We start from the raw sequence: 17990 nt of genomic DNA on the forward strand, positions 1-17990 counted from the left end.
TTGGTTGGTTGAAGGTTGGAGGTTGGTTTAATGTTGGAGGTTGGTTTAATGTTGGAGGTTGGTTGAATGTTGGAGGTTGGTTGAAGGTTGCAGGTTGGTTGAAGGTTGGAGGTTGTAGGTTGGTTAAAGGTTTTAGGTTTTAGGTTACAGATTTTAGGTTTTAGAGGCAGTTTTCAAAGTGTTGGATGCTACTCGAAACCGCTCCCTAGCCCCCCTTTGGGGTATAATTTGGCTCAAAGTCTCCCAGATTTCGGGGATAATCGTGGCTCATGCCAAACATTTGGTACTTCTCAAAGATCCTCTTAGGTTTTAGGTTTACTGTTAACAGCCAACTTTCAACATTCAACCTGCAACCTTGGCCTATTGGCCACGCTACGCGAACAACCAATCAACCTTGGCCTATTGGCCACGCTACGCGAACAACCAACTAACCTTGGCCTATTGGCCACGCTACGCGAACAACCAACTAACCTTGGCCTATTGGCCACGCTACGCGAACAACCAACCAACCTTCAACCAACCAACCTTCAACCTTCAACCTGAAACAGTTAACAATCCCTTAACGGAAGGGTGGAGAATACAAAATACCCCCACGAGTCCAGAGGTCATTCAGACCCCGATTGAGTTTGAACTGAGAATTTTTACCCAAGTTACGGTCATAGACTTCGCCGTAGTTACCCACGTGCTTAATCACTCGCGCTGCAAAATCATTTTCTAAACCGAGACCTTTGCCTAAGTCACCTTCAACACCCACGAAGCGTTTGACAGTCGGGTTAGGACTGTTACTCATTTGTGCCACATTCGCCTTAGTAATCCCTAACTCTTCGGCTTCAATTAAGGCGAAGGTCACCCACTTAACTACATCAAACCAAGCGGAGTCATTATTAACAGTTACTGGTCCCAAGGGTTCCTTGGACATAGTAACATCTAGAAGTATATGATCATCAGGCTTAGGCAGAGTGCTACGTTTGGCCAATAGTTGGGATTTATCAGAAGTCATGCCGTCACAACGTCCTTCGTTATAGGCAGTATAGGCAGGGTCTGCTTTCTGAAATACCACTGGCTCAAATTCGACACCTGCTTCCCGCATCTTGTCGGTTAAATTCAACTCAGTAGTGGTTCCAGTTTCCACACAGACGGATTTTCCTTTAAAATCTTTGAGTGTCTTAATCCCACTGTTTTTGCGCACCATCATGCCCTGACCATCATAAAAGGTAGTAGGGGCAAATTCTAAGTTATTGGTAGAGCTATCTCGGCTAAGAGTCCAAGTGGTATTGCGCGAGAGCATATCCACTTCACCATTCCGGACGGCGGGAAATCGCTCCGTGGAGTCAAGGTTACGGTACTCTACTGCTTTTGGGTCATCAAACAAAGCAGCAGCAACTGCTTTACAGACATCCACATCTAGCCCGGAGTAGTTACCGCTCCCATCCACAAAGCTAAATCCGGGAATGCCACCGTCAACACCACAAATCAGCTTGCCACGGCTCTTAACTATATCTAAGCGGCTTTGTTTAGCGCTTGTCCCACCTCCTTCACAGGCTGTTAAGGGTGCAACTAATACTAGAGTGGCTAGTACCAGAGAACTCCATTTAGGCATAAGTTTTTTCTTGGTCTTGTTTTTTAGATATACAACGGCCTCACGCGATCAGCTGACATGAGCTTCCGCTGCTTAAGCTTGCTTGCATTTTAGATCAAGTTGGTTAGATTACTTATGTAGCTAGATTAGTTATCTAGCAAAGGGAACTGGGAGTAGGGAGTAGGGAGTAGGGAGTAGGGAGTAGGGAACTTCCGATCAAATCAAAAATTATCACAATTCTACACGGATTGCTATCCTATGGCACGGCTGCTAATGGGTAAGTAAAGTAGACTTCGCCGCAGTTTTCGAGAACTTCAGACCAGGGAACTTTAGTTATTGTAGTTACAAACTCTTAATTGTAATTCTTTTTAAGTTTTTTTGAAAAAAAACTAAGGTGGTAATAAGCAGGACAGGCACGTTAAAGAAATAAGTATTTATAGACTACAGGTAGTCCTAAATCACGACCAAACCTCAAGTCTTTAGATGTTCCGGTGCCTGCTCCCGATGCATCTGTGTATTCAGCAACGCCGTCACTGGCATCAGTGTCATTCTTAAGATTTTAATTATAATTTTTGCTGATCTCTTTGTTTATCATTTTTCTAGATAAAATTACTGAAACCTAAAAATTACTTACCGTCATGACAACTCCTCGATTGTATCTGCCGAAACCCCGAGAGGCGGTGGGCAACTATCTCAGAATCATTTCGATCAATGATGTTTACGACATCAAGAATTATCCCTACGTGGAAACAGTGATTAAATCCCTAAAGGAAACATCGGAAGATGCCGTGGTGATTGCCTGCCTCAGCGGAGACTTTCTCTCTCCTTGTTTGATTACCTCACTAGATGGCGGTAAAGCCATGCTGGACGTGCTCAAGGTAGTCAACATTGATTATATTTGCTTTGGCAACCATGAATTCGATGTCAGCCTGGATGTCCTAGGTGAGCGTTTCAAAACCTACGAAGGAAAATGCTTAAATAGCAACATCTTGGACTTGCCAATTGTGGATGCCAGTGGTCAGCCACTACCAAAATATGAAATTGTTGAAGTAGGTTCCCATCGAGTTGCCTTTGCTGGATTTTGCACTAACAATACCGATATTTTCAGACCAGGGACGAACCTAACCATTCAACCCATCTTTGATGCTTTAAAGGAAACCTGGTCTAAGTGTTCCAATGACGCAACTATGCTGATTCCACTGACCCATCAGACCATTGCCGAAGATCGGGAGCTAGCCACGGAGATCCAGCAAGATCACCAACTTAGTGGTAAGGTTCCTGTAATTGTTGGGGGGCACGAGCATGAGATTTATATTGAGAAAATTGAGCGGAGTCTGATTGTTAAGGCTGGTGCTGATGCTACTAATGTGGTGGTTGTTGATGTGTGGTGGGATGCTTCCGAGCAGTGCCATAGTGCTGTTCATCTGTTGCCAGCCAGCCATTTTGATGCCGATCCCAACGCCCAAATGTTTGTAGAAATTACCCAAAATTTTCTAGGTTCGCTGATGGATGTGGAAATTTTTGATGTGAAAGAATCCATGTCCTCTAAACGGACGCGATTCCAACCCGAAAAAGTGGCCTCAACCCTATGTTCTTATATCAAGAAAAGCTTGAATAATGTCGATCTAGTGATGCTCCAGGGAGGATGCGTTCGAGGTAAGCGAGACTATGAAAAAGGAGCAGGATTTACCTATGGGGATTTGTTAGAAGAGCTGCCATTTGACACCGAAATTGCCTTGATTCAGGTGCCTGGGTACGTCTTACAAGAGGCCATTACCGAAACTCGCAGCACCCCCGATCGGGAAGCACCCAATTTTCTCCATGCTGATTTTGATGTAGTAGTTGAAGACTACCCCAGTCTGAAAATTGTTAGCATTAACCACACCCCATTTGACCCCCAAAAAATGTACACCCTCGGTATTTATCAATTCTTGCTGACGGGGCTTAATGAAATCAAACCGTTGCTAGATTATGTTAAAGCAAACGGTGGTGCTCCCCCTTTGGAGCAATGTCTACCTGGCAAAAACCTGATTATGGAAAGCTCCATGAAAGATGCCTGGAGAGTCCTGATTAATTATGAGCAATGGGACGCCGATGGCGATGGGGAAATCACCAGAGAAGAGCTAAAACAGGGTGTCAAAAATGCCTTTGCCTTTCTCGATCAAAATCAGGATGGCTATATTTCCCCGCCAGAACTACGGGCAGCATTGGCAGAACGGACAGGCCGCACCCAGAAAGGATTAATCAGCCTGATGTTTGAGGTATTGGATGTCGATAAAGATGGTATGGTGTCGATGGATGAGCTGGCATCGTTAGCAATGTAAGGAGAATACAATGGTTAATTCCCAAGCCCGTCCCATGATTATCGATACTGATGGGGGTGTTGATGATGCCCTCGCGATTATCATGGCCCTGAATTGTGAACAAATTGAGCTCAAATCAGTCACCGTGTTAGCTGGCAATATTGATGTTCATCAAGCTGCCAATAATGTGTTGCGGGTGATTGACATTGTCCAACCAAACCAGCCTCCCCTGGTGGCAAAAGGCTGTGAAAAACCTCTGGTACGTCCTCCCTTCAATGCTGCAGGCATTCATGGCTCCGATGGACTGGGAGAACTGGATCAGTTCAAAAATGCTGATGGCAGCCCTTGCTATCCCCAACTTACCATGGAGCCTTCTTCAGAAGATGCTGTTGATGTATTGCTGAAAGCCGCCCAGGAATATGGCAGCGACTTGACCATTGTGGCTCTAGGACCATTGACCAATATTGCAACAGCTCTGCAGCGCGATCGCACCACCCTGCAAAAGGTAGGCCGCATCGTGATCATGGGTGGAGCGGTGAAGGTTCCGGGCAACATTTCAGCTGCTGCCGAGTTTAACTTCTTTGTGGATCCTGATGCAGCCCAAATGGTAATGGAATCGGGCATTCCCCTGACCCTGGTGGGTTTGGATGTGGCTATGAAGGCACCCCTTCCCCGAAAAGATGTAGAGAATTACGCTCAGAAACATCCGTGGCCTTTCGGCCACGCTACGCGAACAGCCGTGGCTCAGTTCATTGCCGATTGCACGGGCATTTATATGGCATTCTATCGAGACAACGAAGGTTTCCACGGCTGCTACCTGCATGACCCATTAGCTGTGGGTGTTGCCATTGATCCGAGCCTGGTTTCTACAGAATCGGTCTATATGGTGGTAGAAACTGAAGGAAAATTTACCTCTGGTATGTCCCTGGCCGATCTGCGCGATCGTCGGGATGAAGCCACCTATCCTCCCAATGTAGAAGCCTGTTTGGATGTTGATACTGATCGTTTTCTAAAACTATTTTATGAACTGATTTAGAGCAATTCAGTCCTGAGCACAAACCACATCCTTAAGGTTTTAGCCCTGTTCAAGAAATAGCCGCACAGGAGTCGATCTCACCCAAGAAAAGCATCAATTTACCATGTCTCAAACATCTGAAATTTCTCAAGATAAACCTCAACCTTTGCCCCTCCATGAGTTGTTATCTCGTTTATTGAAGTCAGAGAAAACCTCTCATCGGCATCCCTTGCCCATCATGGGAACTCTGCAAGACCTCAACCAAGCCTGGGAGCGGCGTCCGCTGTTAGATTTTATCAATGCTAGTTTACGGGGTATTGGTCAGGTCGGGTTTGCCAATAATCCTATCACTGGACTACTCATTACTCTTGCGGTTTTTCTTCAGTCGCCCTGGGTAGCCTTGATGCTAGTTGTCGGAGTTGTTGTGGCAACCTGGACGGCCTATTTGATGGGTCTTGATCGCGCCAGTATTCGCAATGGGATTTTTGGCTTAAACGGAGCCTTAGTGGGGCTGGCTTTAGGAACGTTTGGCACTTGGGGCAATGGTACTGGAAACTTGCTTTGGGTACTGGCGGTTATCATTTGTGCAGCCCTGAGCACAGTATTGATGCAGTATATCGGGCTATGGATGGCCGTTTATTTAGGGCTGCCCTCTATGGGAGTGCCATTTCACATCGTCACGTACAGCTTTCTGGTAATTGCCCTCTACGTTCCGCAACCCTTCTTTGAATTAGGGGCACCACCGCCCTTCCCTAACCCAGCTGAATCCCTAGATGGGGTAAGCATTTTATCCGGCCTAATCACCGGAATTGGTCAAATCTTTTTTTCAGGCAGCTTAGTATCTGCCTTGTTAATTATCATTGCCTTGGCCTTGTGTAGCCCCATGGGAGCCCTGATTGCGGTTTTAGGGTCGGTTATTGGTTTGGTCACTGGCATGGTACTGGGGGTAAATCTCAATGTGCTGTACGCTGGACTGTGGGGATACAACTCAGCATTAACGGCAATTGCTATTGGCGGCATTTTCTATACCCCTAATCGACGAAGCCTTTTGTTTGCAAGTGGTGGAGCCTTTGGGGCAGCCCTGATTGCCTGGCTGCTGAGTCTGGTAATGACACCCTTGAAACTGCCAATTTTGGCTCTTTCCTTTCATCTGGGTACTTATGCCTGCTTCGTAATCTTACAGCGATCGCTTTCTTCCTTGGTGCCTGTTGCACCCTACTCCATTGCTAGCCCCGAAGAACATCGATTCCGCTACCTCACAGCCAAGGAAGTGATTTCGGCCTTCCGTCGGCAGTTGCAGGGAGCCATGCTTGGGCAGCATCACAAGGTATTATTTGATAAAGCACCCCAAGAGCTCAAAGGTGACCTGCGTTACATCTTTGATGCTATCGACCGGGATCAAAGCGGTAGCTTGTCTTTGGAAGAACTTAGCTATCACTTCCAGCAGGCGGGGCATAGCATCAGTGACGATGAACTCAACTTTGTCTTTTCCAGCATGGATGTGGATAACAGCGGAGAAATAGGCTTCGAGGAATTTGGGGAATTGCTGCTGCGCCACCGTCGTCTGATGTCGAGACTTAATGAGTTTGCCACATACTTTATTCCCATTGATAAAAATAAGAATGGAGTGGTTGAGCTAGACGAAATGAATGTCGTGTTAGCCAGTGTGGATCAGCCTCCCCTTTCAGAGGATGAAGTGACCTTTTTGCAACAGCGAATTGGAGGCAAAGAGCTTAACTGGGAAGGATTTCTCGAATTGTTGCTAGTGATTTAGATCAATTGATTATGTCTAGTTTCTAGCTACTATGATTCTAGCTACTATGGTCACCCCGCCAGAATTATGATAAATAGGCACTAGTAAAGTGTTGATAGTTTCTCAACTCCTACCCTGGCGATCAAATAGTACTCGGGGTTTCAGCAAAATCTTAAACAACAGTAAAAGCGATCGCATTTCTGATGGACTTTCCCGTCGCTGCCATCGACCCGGACGGCAAAAGAGCATCTCTACCAAAGTGCGATGCTCTTGGAGAGTTAATGGGTCAAACATAATCCGTAGAGTAGCTTCCTCACCACTGTTGTCAATTTCAGTAACTACTCCTGACAACTTTAGCTTTTCCTCGATCATCTCTAGTGTCACTGGCAACGGTTCAGTGGCAGTGTTTCCGGTATCGAATCGTAAATCAGCCACCTCGGTCAAAGCCACTTGAGCACCAATTTCTGAAATCTTGGTGGTCATACCCCAGACGGTCTGATTTCCGATCTCAAGCCGCACCACTCGGCGCAACTTGAACCACTGGTAAAGGTCAGGATTGGGGACATCCAGTACAATCAATAAAGCAATACCCAACATGATCAGGTTATAGATACTCCAAATCCAACCTAGACTCAGACCTTGAATCATCTGAGCGTCAGTAGCTGATATCCCACTCCCCCAATACATCATAGAAGTACTCAAATTTTGCCATAGGCTCACTGCTGTAGCGATAAATAGGATAATCAAAGGTAATCCCAACTTGGAGTTAAACACAAAGCGATCGCGTTTTACCCCTTTGGGTGTTACCTTAAATCCTTTACCAAAAGGATTGAGCATAACTTTTATCACTGTCAAGCTCAGAGGAATACACCAAGGCAATGAGTAAATATCCGAGAACAACCCTGACCGGGAACGGAGGTTTAACCAGGAAAAAACCGTGAGCTGTATCAGATAATAAGGTAGCAAGAAATACAACAATTCAGCAGCCGTTGCTTGTAAGGGAATCACCCCTAGAAAGGAATAAGCTAGAGGCATTAACAGGAATCCGAAGCGAGATAAACCGGTAAACCAATGTAGTAATCCGTCTAAATGCGCCAGTCTTTGGATCGGTTTTAACCCCGGAATAGTTAGAGGGTTGGCATCAATAAAAAATGCCTGTAATGTTCCTTGAGCCCACCGCAATCGTTGAGCTACATGGGCAGCAATATTTTCTGCAGCTAAACCAGCACTAAGTTTTTCATCTAAATAAATAACCTGGTAACCCATTGCTGCTATCCGAATACCAGTAAAGTAATCTTCAGTCAAAGAATCGGTTACAAAACCACCAGCCGCTTCTATAATATCACGTTTCACAACAAAGGAAGTTCCGGCACAAACCACACCGCCAGCACCATCCCTGATGGGCTGAAGTTGACGATAAAATACCTCTTCTTCTGGTAGTAGCACATCTTCTAAACCTAAATTGTAGGCAATCGGGTCAGGGTTATAAAAGCTTTGAGGAGTTTGGACTAATCCCACATTACTTTTTTTAAAAAAGCCTACGGTGCGAGTAAGAAAATTTTTAGTTGGTACAAAATCCGCATCGAAGAATACAATCAAATCCCCTGAGGTTTTTGGAATAGCATGGTTTAAGTTTCCTGCTTTGGCATAGGAATTATCTGGACGAGTGATATAGTTACACCCCAATTCAGCAGCTAGCTCTTTAACATGTTGACGTTTAGTATCATCTAGTAAATAAACCTTTTTGTTGTCATAATCTATGCCTTGACAACCCATAATTGTTCGCTTTAAAATAAAACAGGGTTCATTATAGGTTGGGATAAAGATATCTACAGAAGGATTAAACCTTCCTGAAATAACATCTAATGATAACTGGGAAGCCTGAGCGCTACGGTTTTTGACCCTTAACATTAAAAATAGCTGGATAATACTGCTGGTTAGCAACAACATTTCCAGGAAAAATAATCCTAGGCTAAAGAAACCATTAAGGGGATCCACTAAATTCAGGGTAGAGAAGATTCGCCAGAGCAGATATCGTGCCAATAGTGCTAGCAAAATCCCCACCACTAGATTTCTAGACCAAGTGCGAGGACGGGGAGAGATTTTCGTGACCCCCAGGACAACAACCATTAAAATAATCGTTGGTAGCAATAAGTAGTGCTGCTGAGTCACCATTGGTGCTTCCAGCCACATCGGTGGGTTTCTTTGCCAGACATGCAGCTGAGCAAATAGCTGGGTAATCTGCCCCTGACCAGTCAACCAAGCTAAAGCGATCGCACTAAAACTAGTAACTAGAATCAGCATCACGACCGTTGCGGCTCGTAACCTAAAAACTTGTTTGTTAGAAGAACACCTAGAGTTTGGGTAGCTCACTTTGGGAACTGTCATGTCTAAAAACAGGTATAGCGCTGTGGGCAGGGAATAGGGAATAGGACATTAAAAAGTGTGGTATTATAAAGGTTATAGCAATTATTTGCCCCTTGAATTTTACAACACTATTACAGCCATTACTGTCTCATAAATTGTTATTTTAAACTCAACCAAACTAATAAAATAGTATGTGACTAATCTAGATGATATTGATAATAGATTAATAGAACCTGAGCCAAATATTAAAATTTACTTAACTTACCAATTTTGGGATATATTAATGGATAAAATTTTTAATGAGCTAGAGTTTAGAATTACTCAGTAAATTTCTTAACCAAAACTCAGACTACTGCCACCGAAGACTAGACATAATAGCAAATAGAGTAATGTTTCCACGAGATAGATAATCTGATGAAACTTCACTATTTAGCGATCTTTGGTGCCTAAGCATTCAGCCGTCAGCCGTCAGCCGTCAGCTAAAGGCTCACGCTACTTGAGGTGCTTTTTGGCAAAGGCTTTGGCCTTGGCCTTTCGGCCACGCGTGCGCGTTTGGCCACGCTGTGCGAACGACCCTGGGACTTCACTCAGCATTATTCCAATGCTTACTTGTTGTCTTGATCCCAAGCGCGAGTGGGGGAAACCATGGCAGACCGCGAGTGGGGGGAACCCCCTTTGGCGGCACTGCCTCCCCAAGACCGTAATGGTGCGCTTACAGTCGTCGAATTAAATTCGCCACGGGTCGCACCTCTGCATCGCTTATTCAAAAGCTGAGAGCTGATAGCTGATAGCTGATAGCTGAATACTTACTTTGGTGCTACTGCCTTTTTAAGCGTAGGTTGTGTAGCAGGAGTACCTGGGAATCAGAGTACTGTTCAGGAAAAACCATCCACCTCTACATCTACGACAACCAAGATTGATGTGTCCAGTGCTCCAGCTGCTAAACCAACTGCAACACTGGCACAGGCAACAAGTAGATCAGGAAATTTTGTAACAGCAGCCCATTCTACTCAAGGCATGGTAAGTTTAGTCACAGACAATGGACAACGTTACCTAAAGTTTGACGAAACCTTTAAAACCGATAACGGACCTGATTTAATGGTGCTGTTGCACCGCCAAACTGTCCCCAAATCCTACAGTAAGGAAAATTATCAAAGTCTTGGTCGTCTTCAGCAGGTCAGTGGCACTCAACGGTACCGTATCCCTGCTGATCTTAATCCAGAGGACTTTAGCTCTGTAGTCATATGGTGCCGTAAATTCAACGTCACCTTGGCCTTTCGGCCACGCTACGCGAATGGCTACGCCACCCTTAGTAATTAGTAGCACTAATTAGTAGCAATTAACGCAAGTTCCTAAGGACTAATGACTAAACAGCCTATAGTATAGGCTGACAAAAAATTCCTTGACTGGAAACGCTAAATAGGTTATGGGATTAATAGTCACAATGATGTTACGCACATCACGAGTGGCTAGATTAAGGATTTGCTTGGCTACCCAATCCGCTGACATGACCCCAACTGGATTGAGATTACTTTTAAATGGTCCGAGGATTACTTTACGTACTACACAAGGAGCATCTAGACGACGCAGGGTAACTAGGTCTCCTAGGGTACGTTTGCTCAGTTCATACAAAGGACTAAAAGCTGGATTAACTTCCGCTTCCGAAGTATTAACCCAAACTTCCTTGCGAGCAATATCTTGGTTCGTCCGAACCGTGGATAAAAACATCTCTAGCAACCGCCAACTTGATAATGTGTTGACCTCGTAGGATTTTGCGATCGCATCGGCTGTCCGTTCTTGATGAACATTGATGCCGTGATTGAGAATTAGAATATCCACATTTTCCAAATGTGGGGCTAGTTCTGACTCTTTACTCACTTGCCAAGTGAAGGTTTTTACTGGCAAGCTTTCACCATTGACACTTAAAGTAACAGTTTGTTCTTGGGAGGTCAGAGCAATCACTTTTGCTCCCCGTTGCTGGAGATGGTACAATAGTGACTGTCCCAGAGTTCCCGATGCTCCCGTCACTGCAATAGTTTTTCCTTGGAGCGATAGTGCTGTCCCCATCAGTTTGTCTACTAAAGTCAATGTGCCGCCATAGTAAGCCTTTTGGTTATCAAAGTGATGTCGCCAATGGTAGCTGCGATTCACCATCCAAGGGGAAGGAGGACAGAGGAATGGACCCGGAAGGTGGGTTCCATCAGTCAACTTATCGGCTCCCTTGATGCCATAGCCACGAGCGATCGCACCAAATAGAAATACCATAGTGTACACAGAACCAGCCAAAGCTGCCCAATGCAGATTTGGTGTCCAGGTATAAGCCAACCACCATACCACCAAGCCTAACATTAGCATAACCAACGCTTCTGGCACATCATTACGCCAGTGCGCCTGTCGATAAATGGTATCACTGACAGCAGTTAAATCCTGACGGAAGACCCGATGATGCCACACATGCAAGCGATACAGAGGTGTCCAGTGATGGGACAGGAGGTGATAGAAGTCTCGCACCAGTTCTACCCACAGAATAGAACCCAGTCCCAAAACCCCTATAGCTAGCCAGAAATTTACCATAAACATGATTATGATGCCTAGAGTGAACAGTAATTTGTCGTGTTGGCAAATTGCCCATTCACATCATAATTAGGTAGGTACAAATAAAACTAAGATGTTGAGGGTGAATCATTAACACTCACCCCTCACCCCTCAACTTTCACCCCTCAACTTTCAACCTTCAACCTTCAACCTTCAACCTTCAACCCTCAACCTTCAATTCTCAACCCTCAACCTTCAACCTTCAATTCTCAACCCTCAACCTTCAACCTTAAACCTTCAACCTTCAACCTTCAACCTTCAACATACCATCTTCCATATAAGACACTTGGTCAGCTACATCGATAATACGAGGATCGTGGGTTACCATCAGCACTGTGCAGCCTTTATCCTTAGCCAGACGACGCAGCAACTCAATGACTGTATGACCACTGTGAGAGTCCAAGGCTGCCGTTGGCTCATCTGCCATAATTAGCGGTGGCTCTTTAGCTAAAGCCCGCGCGATCGCTACCCGTTGCTTCTGTCCCCCTGACAAGTCACTTGGTCTAAGATGTCCTTTCCCCTCTAAACCAACCTGCTCTAATAACGTTTTTGCCTGCTGTCGAGCATTTACCCCCCGAATTCCCTTAATGTTTAGCACAACTTCCACATTCTCTGCTGCTGTCAGAGCTGGAAATAGGTTGAAGTGTTGGAAAATAAAGCCAATGTGTTCTCGTCGAAACTCTGCCAGCTTAGTTCTAGACATACCGGTAATTTCTTGACCCAGTAAATAGACTTTTCCCAAGGTCGGGGTCAGTAATCCGGCCAAGATTGACAAAAGGGTAGTCTTGCCAGAGCCAGACGGTCCCATTAAAAGTTGGATATCACCACGTTTGACTTCCCAGTCAATTCCTTTGAGGACTTGAACACGGTTTTGTCCTGACTGGAAGTCCATCTGCACCCCTTTAGCAAGAATGGAGCGTATACCATACTTAGGTAAATCTATAACTTTAGATACTTTAGAGCCGCCCTTAATCAGTTTTTTGGGAAACACCATATATTAAACTTTAGCAGCACCAGTTGACTAGACTCTTAGGTCGTACTGCTGGAAATTGACGACTCCCCATCGCTAAAGCTAGGGGATTCTGGCAGGTTGATCTGCGCACCCGCGAGCTACACTGAATAGAAACGTTTTGTTTCACATCAGAGGGACTCGCCATAAGTCCTACTGCTAGAGATAAGACTTACTATGCTACATCTTATCTCTAGATGCGTTTTGTCGGATACTTGTTCCGACTGCTTCTACTTCACCCTTATAGTGCTAAGCAACAGTGCTATGCATCGTAGATAGAAGCGTAGGTGGAAGCTACACCCGTGAACTACCAGACCCTGAGCTTAAGCTAAAGCACTGGATTCCGACTTAACAAGGAATTGCCTAAATTTAGTTGCCCAAACCCAGGTCTGATATTCCTGGCATCAGCAGCAGTCCTAGTTTCTAAGACCGATGATTCTGCTTGGTTGTTTTTTTGGCAACAAGGTTTTTTGACTTGGTTATCGACAAAGCGCGTTTTTGATGCTAGCAACTTCTTGGCACAATTCCCAGAAAAAGGCTCTCCCATAGGAAGCTCATCAAGCACGGATAGAGCGCGGGACTTCCCGCTTAACCTTTAATTCTGGCAGATAGCCATTACATAATTTGAAGTATAACAGAAATCTCATCCACTGGGACTATTCCCATTCCATAAAGCTAGGGGCGAAGATAGCTCATAGCTGATTGCTCAATGCTTCACCCCTTTTCCCTTTCCCTGTTCACCTTTTCCCTATTCAGAAACCCAAGGAAGCAATTGATTAACATCTAGCAAAAAGACTGTCAAAGATGTATTTTCTTGGGGAATCACCGCAACATGACTAGCAATTCCTAGGGTATCAGCTTGACGAAAAGACTCTGGTAGGGTACGAATATCAGTCACGGAAACCTCTATCAAATTCGGTGTTTTGAGTACAGGGATACCAAATCCTTCACCCCTCGTATTTTGAGCAATCAGCAGGAAACGTCCTGGGTTAGAAGTGCTGATTTGGCTAGATTTAAATAACCGGCGATACAAGTCGATAATAGGAATTTCCTGATCATCGATATGGGCAATGCCAATATCATTGAGTCCACTGCTATAAACAGTTGTATAATTAATTACTTTGTTGACACACTCAATCGGAAAGGCGAAATTGATGCTGTCTATTCTAAAGACCACTAATTTCAAGAATGATGTAGCCTTCTGATTTGGCGATCGATGAGTATCATTAGGCTGGGAGTCAATTAAGTTATTTTTCATGATGTCCAATTCATAGTGTTAGAATAAGTATGAAGGATGAAAGATTCCAAGTCTTATGATCAGGATTTGGAAGCAATAGGAATTGAATGGAGTAACTCACCAGACTAAGTTTGTCAACTTAGCATTAAAAGTATAATGATGCCCGATAATTCAAGGATATGGTTGCAAGTAACTGATTAGTCGTGGACACCCCTCAAGAAGCTAATTGCTAATTGCTGGCTGATTAGGAATGGCTGATAGCACATCAAGTAGCTTGCGCGTAGCGCATTAGCTGATATATTAATACTTAAACTTCAGATTTACTTTGTTCAATAATTTTTTTGATTTTTCCAATAAAATATTGTTCAATATAAGGTTTAGTAAAGTAAGCGTTAGCCCCCAAATGCATTGCTAAACGCTGATGTTTTTCACTGCTACGAGAGGTAAGCATTGCTATAGGAATTTTTGATAACTGAGGGTCTTGGCGACGTTGACCAAGAAACTCAAAACCGTTCATATTCGGCATTTCAATATCACAAATTATCATCTGCACTTTGGAACTTTGCCGCAATTGTTCCAAGGCTTCCTGTCCATCCCGAGCCTGTAACACTCGGTAACCTGCTTTTTGCAAGGTCATAGCCAAGGTTCGTCGTAAACCTGTAGAATCATCCACAATTAAAATTGTGGGAATTGGAGCAGTTTTAGCAGGAGTTTGAGTCCGGTTAACCGATGACTTTTTCTTAGTGGTAGCTTCAAGGATATGGGACAAGGTTCTTGGTTGAGTCTCTTCCTGGCTTTGAGCTAAAAATTGCTCTAGCAGGGCGTTACCATCTATCACCGGAATTAAACTACCATCCCCCAAGATGGTACAACCATAGGTATAACTGGGAGCCGCAAGGGCTTTGCCAAAGGGTTTAATCACTAGCTCTTGCTCTGTGATCACGCGATCGATTTCTAACGCAAAAGCCTGCTGCTCTCGACGCATTACTACCAGAGGTAATGCCCAATCTTCAGGAGTGGGGACATAGACTAAAGCTTTGCTAGGAGTGGTTTCCCTGACTGGACAGTTATATTCCAAAAGATCAGACATGGTATAAGTGGGAAGCATTTGTCCGCGCCAGAGCAAAAACCGTTTTGTCCCAGATTTTTGCATCTGATCCCCCTTGGGAACCACAATTTCTTCAATACTGTCTGACGGTAAAGCGATAACAATTGGGCCGACTGTAGCAATTAGTAATTTAGCAATGGTTAGAGTTAACGGCAGGCGTAGGGTAAAGGTTGTACCCTTACCTGGGGATGAGGTAACAGAGATTTTACCTTTGAGAGCTCGAATTTGAGAGCGTACTACATCTAAACCTACTCCCCTACCAGACAGTTCACTGACTTTAGCTGCGGTAGAAAATCCTGGCTCAAAAATCATCTTTAACAGGCGGGATGGGGGAGCTTTAGCAATTTGTTTGGCTGACAACAATCCCTTGACCAATACTTGGTTACGAATGCGTTCAATATTGAGACCTTCACCGTCATCCTTGACTTGAATGATGGTTTGATTGCCTTTATGGTAAGCCCGAATTTCAATTTGTCCTTGCTCTGATTTACCTCGTTTCCGCCGAATTTGAGGGGATTCAATGCCATGATCAAAAGCATTCCGGAGTAAATGTAGTAAGGGGTCATAAAGTTTTTCCAGGACTGCTCTATCCACCAAAACTCCTGTACCACTAAGCTTGAGTTTGGCTGGCTTGTGGTGTTGGGTAGAAAGATCCCGTAAAGCCCGGGGAAAGCGGTTGAGTACTTGACCCAGAGGCAACATCCGCGCCCACATCAGCTCGTCTCGTAGCTGAGAAAGCATTTGCCGCTGTTGTTCCAAGGTCTGATCAGACTGCTGGGCAAATAGGGTTATATCCCCCACGGCTTCTTTAAGCAGCATCATTTCTTCTTGTAGTCCTTGGATCAAAGCATGGACGTTGCTATAGCTATCCATTTCCAAGGAATCAAATAGGGGTTTGTTCAATGGGTCTGACTCACTCTCTAGACTCTTTTGGCCTGACCACGTTACCGATTGCTGGGATAAGTTTCGCTCACCAACAGAATTCGTCCCTTGCTGATTCCACTCATTCTTACTAAGGGAGGCAAAGCTAGGATTTGAGACCATTGATCCAGCACTTGAGGCACTCGCTAGACTCTGATCAGATAAGTCTTGTAATTGACTAACAATGGTTTGACAAAGGTCAAATCTTTGGGTAAGTTCCCGCACTGCTCCTTGTAATTGTTCATTTTGCAGCCCAATACTATTGCGGTTGATCACCAGTTCCCCTACCTGATTGTTCATCCGTTCTAGTCGCTTTAAGTTAACCCGGACTGAACTCTCAGGGGAAATAGAGGTTGGACTTTGGCTGGGATGCTCTGACGGCTTAGAAGTAGCTCGATTAGGTTGAATAGGTTGATGCTGCTGGGATTTACCCGATTGAGTGGATGGGTTAATAGCTAATTCATTGGCTAGGAATGCCGCTGCTGGTAGCGTTGGTGGTGATGGAACATCTGAAGCAGGCATATCCTGGAGCGGTGGCAGGCTTTCAAAGATTTGTTCAATCTTTTCCACTGCGGCTTCCAGGGTTTTTGGGACCTCTAGGGATGAGTTCTTCCGGGGAGCAGAAGCAGTGCTTGATGGATTGGGCGAGTTCGCTACTGGTTTAGATCCTGGGGTAGGGTCAGCCTTAGAGTTACTCAGGTCTTGCTCCGAGCGTTGAACAGTTTCTGCGGTCGGGGAAATGGTTTCCTCTGGGAAAGATGCTTCTTCCTCTTGGACTGGGTTAACTTGATCCTCTGAAGGTGTAGATTGATCAGATGGTAGGTCAAGACTTGCTTGCCCCAAGTCACTAGTTCTGAGATCAGCAACAATCGGTGCGCTCAGAGGAACTTCCTGAGCTGGCAGGTTCACTTGGGGCTGCTGGCCAGTGGTTTCCTGGCCTAGAGCAACGTCTTCAAAGAGTAAGGTCTGTTGATCTTGGTTAAAGTTACTAAAAATATCAGTAACATCAGCTGAGTCGGTAACCTTCCAAGATGGTGGGTCAACAGTTGCTTGATCTAGGTCAGTTTCCTGATCGGCAAGGGTGGGTGAGGTCTCGAAAGTCTCTTCACCTAGTGGATTGAGTTGGGATGGTTCGGTAGCGGTTTGCTCGGATAAGGTAAAGTCATCAAAGGCATTGGTTGCTTCGCCTAGGTTAAAGTCACTAAAGATATCTTCAAATTCAGAGGTGGTATTTAGACTATTTGTGATGTCATTAGTCGGAGCGGCAGGAGCTTGTGTTAAAGCAACTAGAGCAGTCGAGGGATTTCCCCCTTGAGTGCGATCGCCTGCTAGTACAGCAGCTCGTCCTGTTGTAAAATCAGCTAGGGCCAGTTCAATAATTTTCAGGACTTGGTGGGGATTTTGCTCTACTGCCGCTATAGCCGTTTGGGCAATCGCGCCAAATCCGGACAAGTTCAGTAACTCGGCAAAGCCAGCAAATACCTCTGCTTGTGCCTTTAATTCCCCCACGACCTCATAATTTTGGGGATTGGCTAAAACCGCAGCAAGACGTTCTAGTCCCTGAGCCACATCAACCTCAAAAATAGAGGATACAATATCAATACCTAAGTCACCGGAACTAGGAATGTAGTTATGAACCTGTGTAAGGGCATCACCGAGTCGTTCTTCAATCTGGGCATAAGTGGATTGAGCACTGGCTAGCGCTTGCTCTGGGTCAAAATAGCCTTCCTGAATTTGCTGGATGAGGGGGTTCCGGAGGCAGTCATAAGCTTTGAGCAGCAAGCTTTCTAGCTCAGTATCAAGTTGTACCTCGTCGCTGTAGAAAGCCTTGAAGATATCTTCGAGACGATGAGCCAAGGTTTTAATTGCCTCTAGCCCAACACTGGCAGCACCTCCCTTAATGGAGTGAGCGGCTCGCATTAAATCGTGGATTTTAGCCGTGCTTCGTTCTTGCTGGAGATTCAGTAAACCTGTCTCGATCAGTTGCAACAGCTCTGGTGCCTCTTCGATAAAAAACTGATAGGCTTGGTCTTGGATCTCAGAGTGAGTTGCCATGGTTCTTCATTGGTCATTGGTCAAGAGAAAATTGCAAATTGGTCATTG

At 45.0% G+C, this 17990-nt stretch carries 12 protein-coding genes; 5 read left to right on the forward strand and 7 right to left on the reverse strand.

Features of this window, described 5'->3' with window-relative positions; all coding sequences use genetic code 11:
• Positions 1-363 precede the first annotated feature (363 nt).
• On the forward strand, positions 364-543 hold the full coding sequence (locus LYNGBM3L_RS45900) for a hypothetical protein (protein WP_131827038.1): 180 nt from the start codon (positions 364-366) through the stop codon (positions 541-543).
• Between the two features lie 16 nt (positions 544-559).
• Here the strand turns inward: LYNGBM3L_RS45900 and LYNGBM3L_RS18575 are convergent, their stop codons facing one another.
• Positions 560-1600 (reverse strand): amino acid ABC transporter substrate-binding protein, encoded by a 1041-nt coding sequence (locus tag LYNGBM3L_RS18575; RefSeq protein WP_008186464.1) that lies wholly within the window; start codon positions 1598-1600, stop codon positions 560-562.
• 617 nt (positions 1601-2217) lie between these two features.
• On the opposite strand from LYNGBM3L_RS18575, the gene LYNGBM3L_RS18580 reads away from it, so the two are divergent.
• From LYNGBM3L_RS18580 to LYNGBM3L_RS18590, 3 genes are all read left to right on the forward strand, one after another.
• Positions 2218-3903 carry an EF-hand domain-containing protein gene (locus tag LYNGBM3L_RS18580; protein WP_008186466.1) on the forward strand — a complete coding sequence of 562 codons (1686 nt, stop codon included), beginning with the start codon at positions 2218-2220 and terminating at the stop codon, positions 3901-3903.
• A 10-nt stretch (positions 3904-3913) separates the two neighbouring features.
• Positions 3914-4918, forward strand: a complete 1005-nt coding sequence (locus LYNGBM3L_RS18585) for a nucleoside hydrolase (RefSeq protein WP_008186468.1) — start codon at positions 3914-3916, stop codon at positions 4916-4918.
• A 103-nt stretch (positions 4919-5021) separates the two neighbouring features.
• The gene (locus LYNGBM3L_RS18590; protein ID WP_008186470.1) at positions 5022-6671 is read left to right on the forward strand and encodes an urea transporter; all 1650 of its coding nucleotides are present in this window, start codon (positions 5022-5024) and stop codon (positions 6669-6671) included.
• Between the two features lie 102 nt (positions 6672-6773).
• Here the strand turns inward: LYNGBM3L_RS18590 and LYNGBM3L_RS18595 are convergent, their stop codons facing one another.
• Positions 6774-9038 (reverse strand): glycosyltransferase, encoded by a 2265-nt coding sequence (locus tag LYNGBM3L_RS18595; RefSeq protein WP_044493827.1) that lies wholly within the window; start codon positions 9036-9038, stop codon positions 6774-6776.
• Positions 9039-9938: 900 nt separating this feature from the next.
• Here LYNGBM3L_RS18595 and LYNGBM3L_RS18600 point away from each other — a divergent pair.
• Complete coding sequence (locus tag LYNGBM3L_RS18600; RefSeq protein ID WP_008186477.1) at positions 9939-10337, forward strand: DM13 domain-containing protein; 399 nt, start codon at positions 9939-9941, stop codon at positions 10335-10337.
• Between the two features lie 39 nt (positions 10338-10376).
• Here the strand turns inward: LYNGBM3L_RS18600 and LYNGBM3L_RS18605 are convergent, their stop codons facing one another.
• From LYNGBM3L_RS18605 to LYNGBM3L_RS47610, 5 genes are all read right to left on the reverse strand, one after another.
• A complete protein-coding gene (locus LYNGBM3L_RS18605; protein WP_044493842.1) occupies positions 10377-11591 on the reverse strand; it encodes a bifunctional sterol desaturase/short chain dehydrogenase in 1215 nt (404 codons plus the stop codon).
• Between the two features lie 265 nt (positions 11592-11856).
• Positions 11857-12606: an ABC transporter ATP-binding protein gene (locus LYNGBM3L_RS18610; protein WP_008186482.1), complete on the reverse strand. Its 750-nt coding sequence runs from the start codon at positions 12604-12606 to the stop codon at positions 11857-11859.
• 343 nt (positions 12607-12949) lie between these two features.
• Positions 12950-13168 carry a hypothetical protein gene (locus LYNGBM3L_RS18615; protein ID WP_008186483.1) on the reverse strand — a complete coding sequence of 73 codons (219 nt, stop codon included), beginning with the start codon at positions 13166-13168 and terminating at the stop codon, positions 12950-12952.
• A 201-nt stretch (positions 13169-13369) separates the two neighbouring features.
• Positions 13370-13879 carry a chemotaxis protein CheW gene (locus tag LYNGBM3L_RS18620; protein ID WP_008186485.1) on the reverse strand — a complete coding sequence of 170 codons (510 nt, stop codon included), beginning with the start codon at positions 13877-13879 and terminating at the stop codon, positions 13370-13372.
• Positions 13880-14165: 286 nt separating this feature from the next.
• Positions 14166-17942, reverse strand: coding sequence for a hybrid sensor histidine kinase/response regulator (locus LYNGBM3L_RS47610; protein ID WP_008186487.1), 3777 nt, complete (start codon positions 17940-17942; stop codon positions 14166-14168).
• Between the last annotated feature and the right edge of the window lie 48 nt (positions 17943-17990).

This window comes from Moorena producens 3L (assembly GCF_000211815.1).
Classification (GTDB): domain Bacteria; phylum Cyanobacteriota; class Cyanobacteriia; order Cyanobacteriales; family Coleofasciculaceae; genus Moorena; species Moorena producens.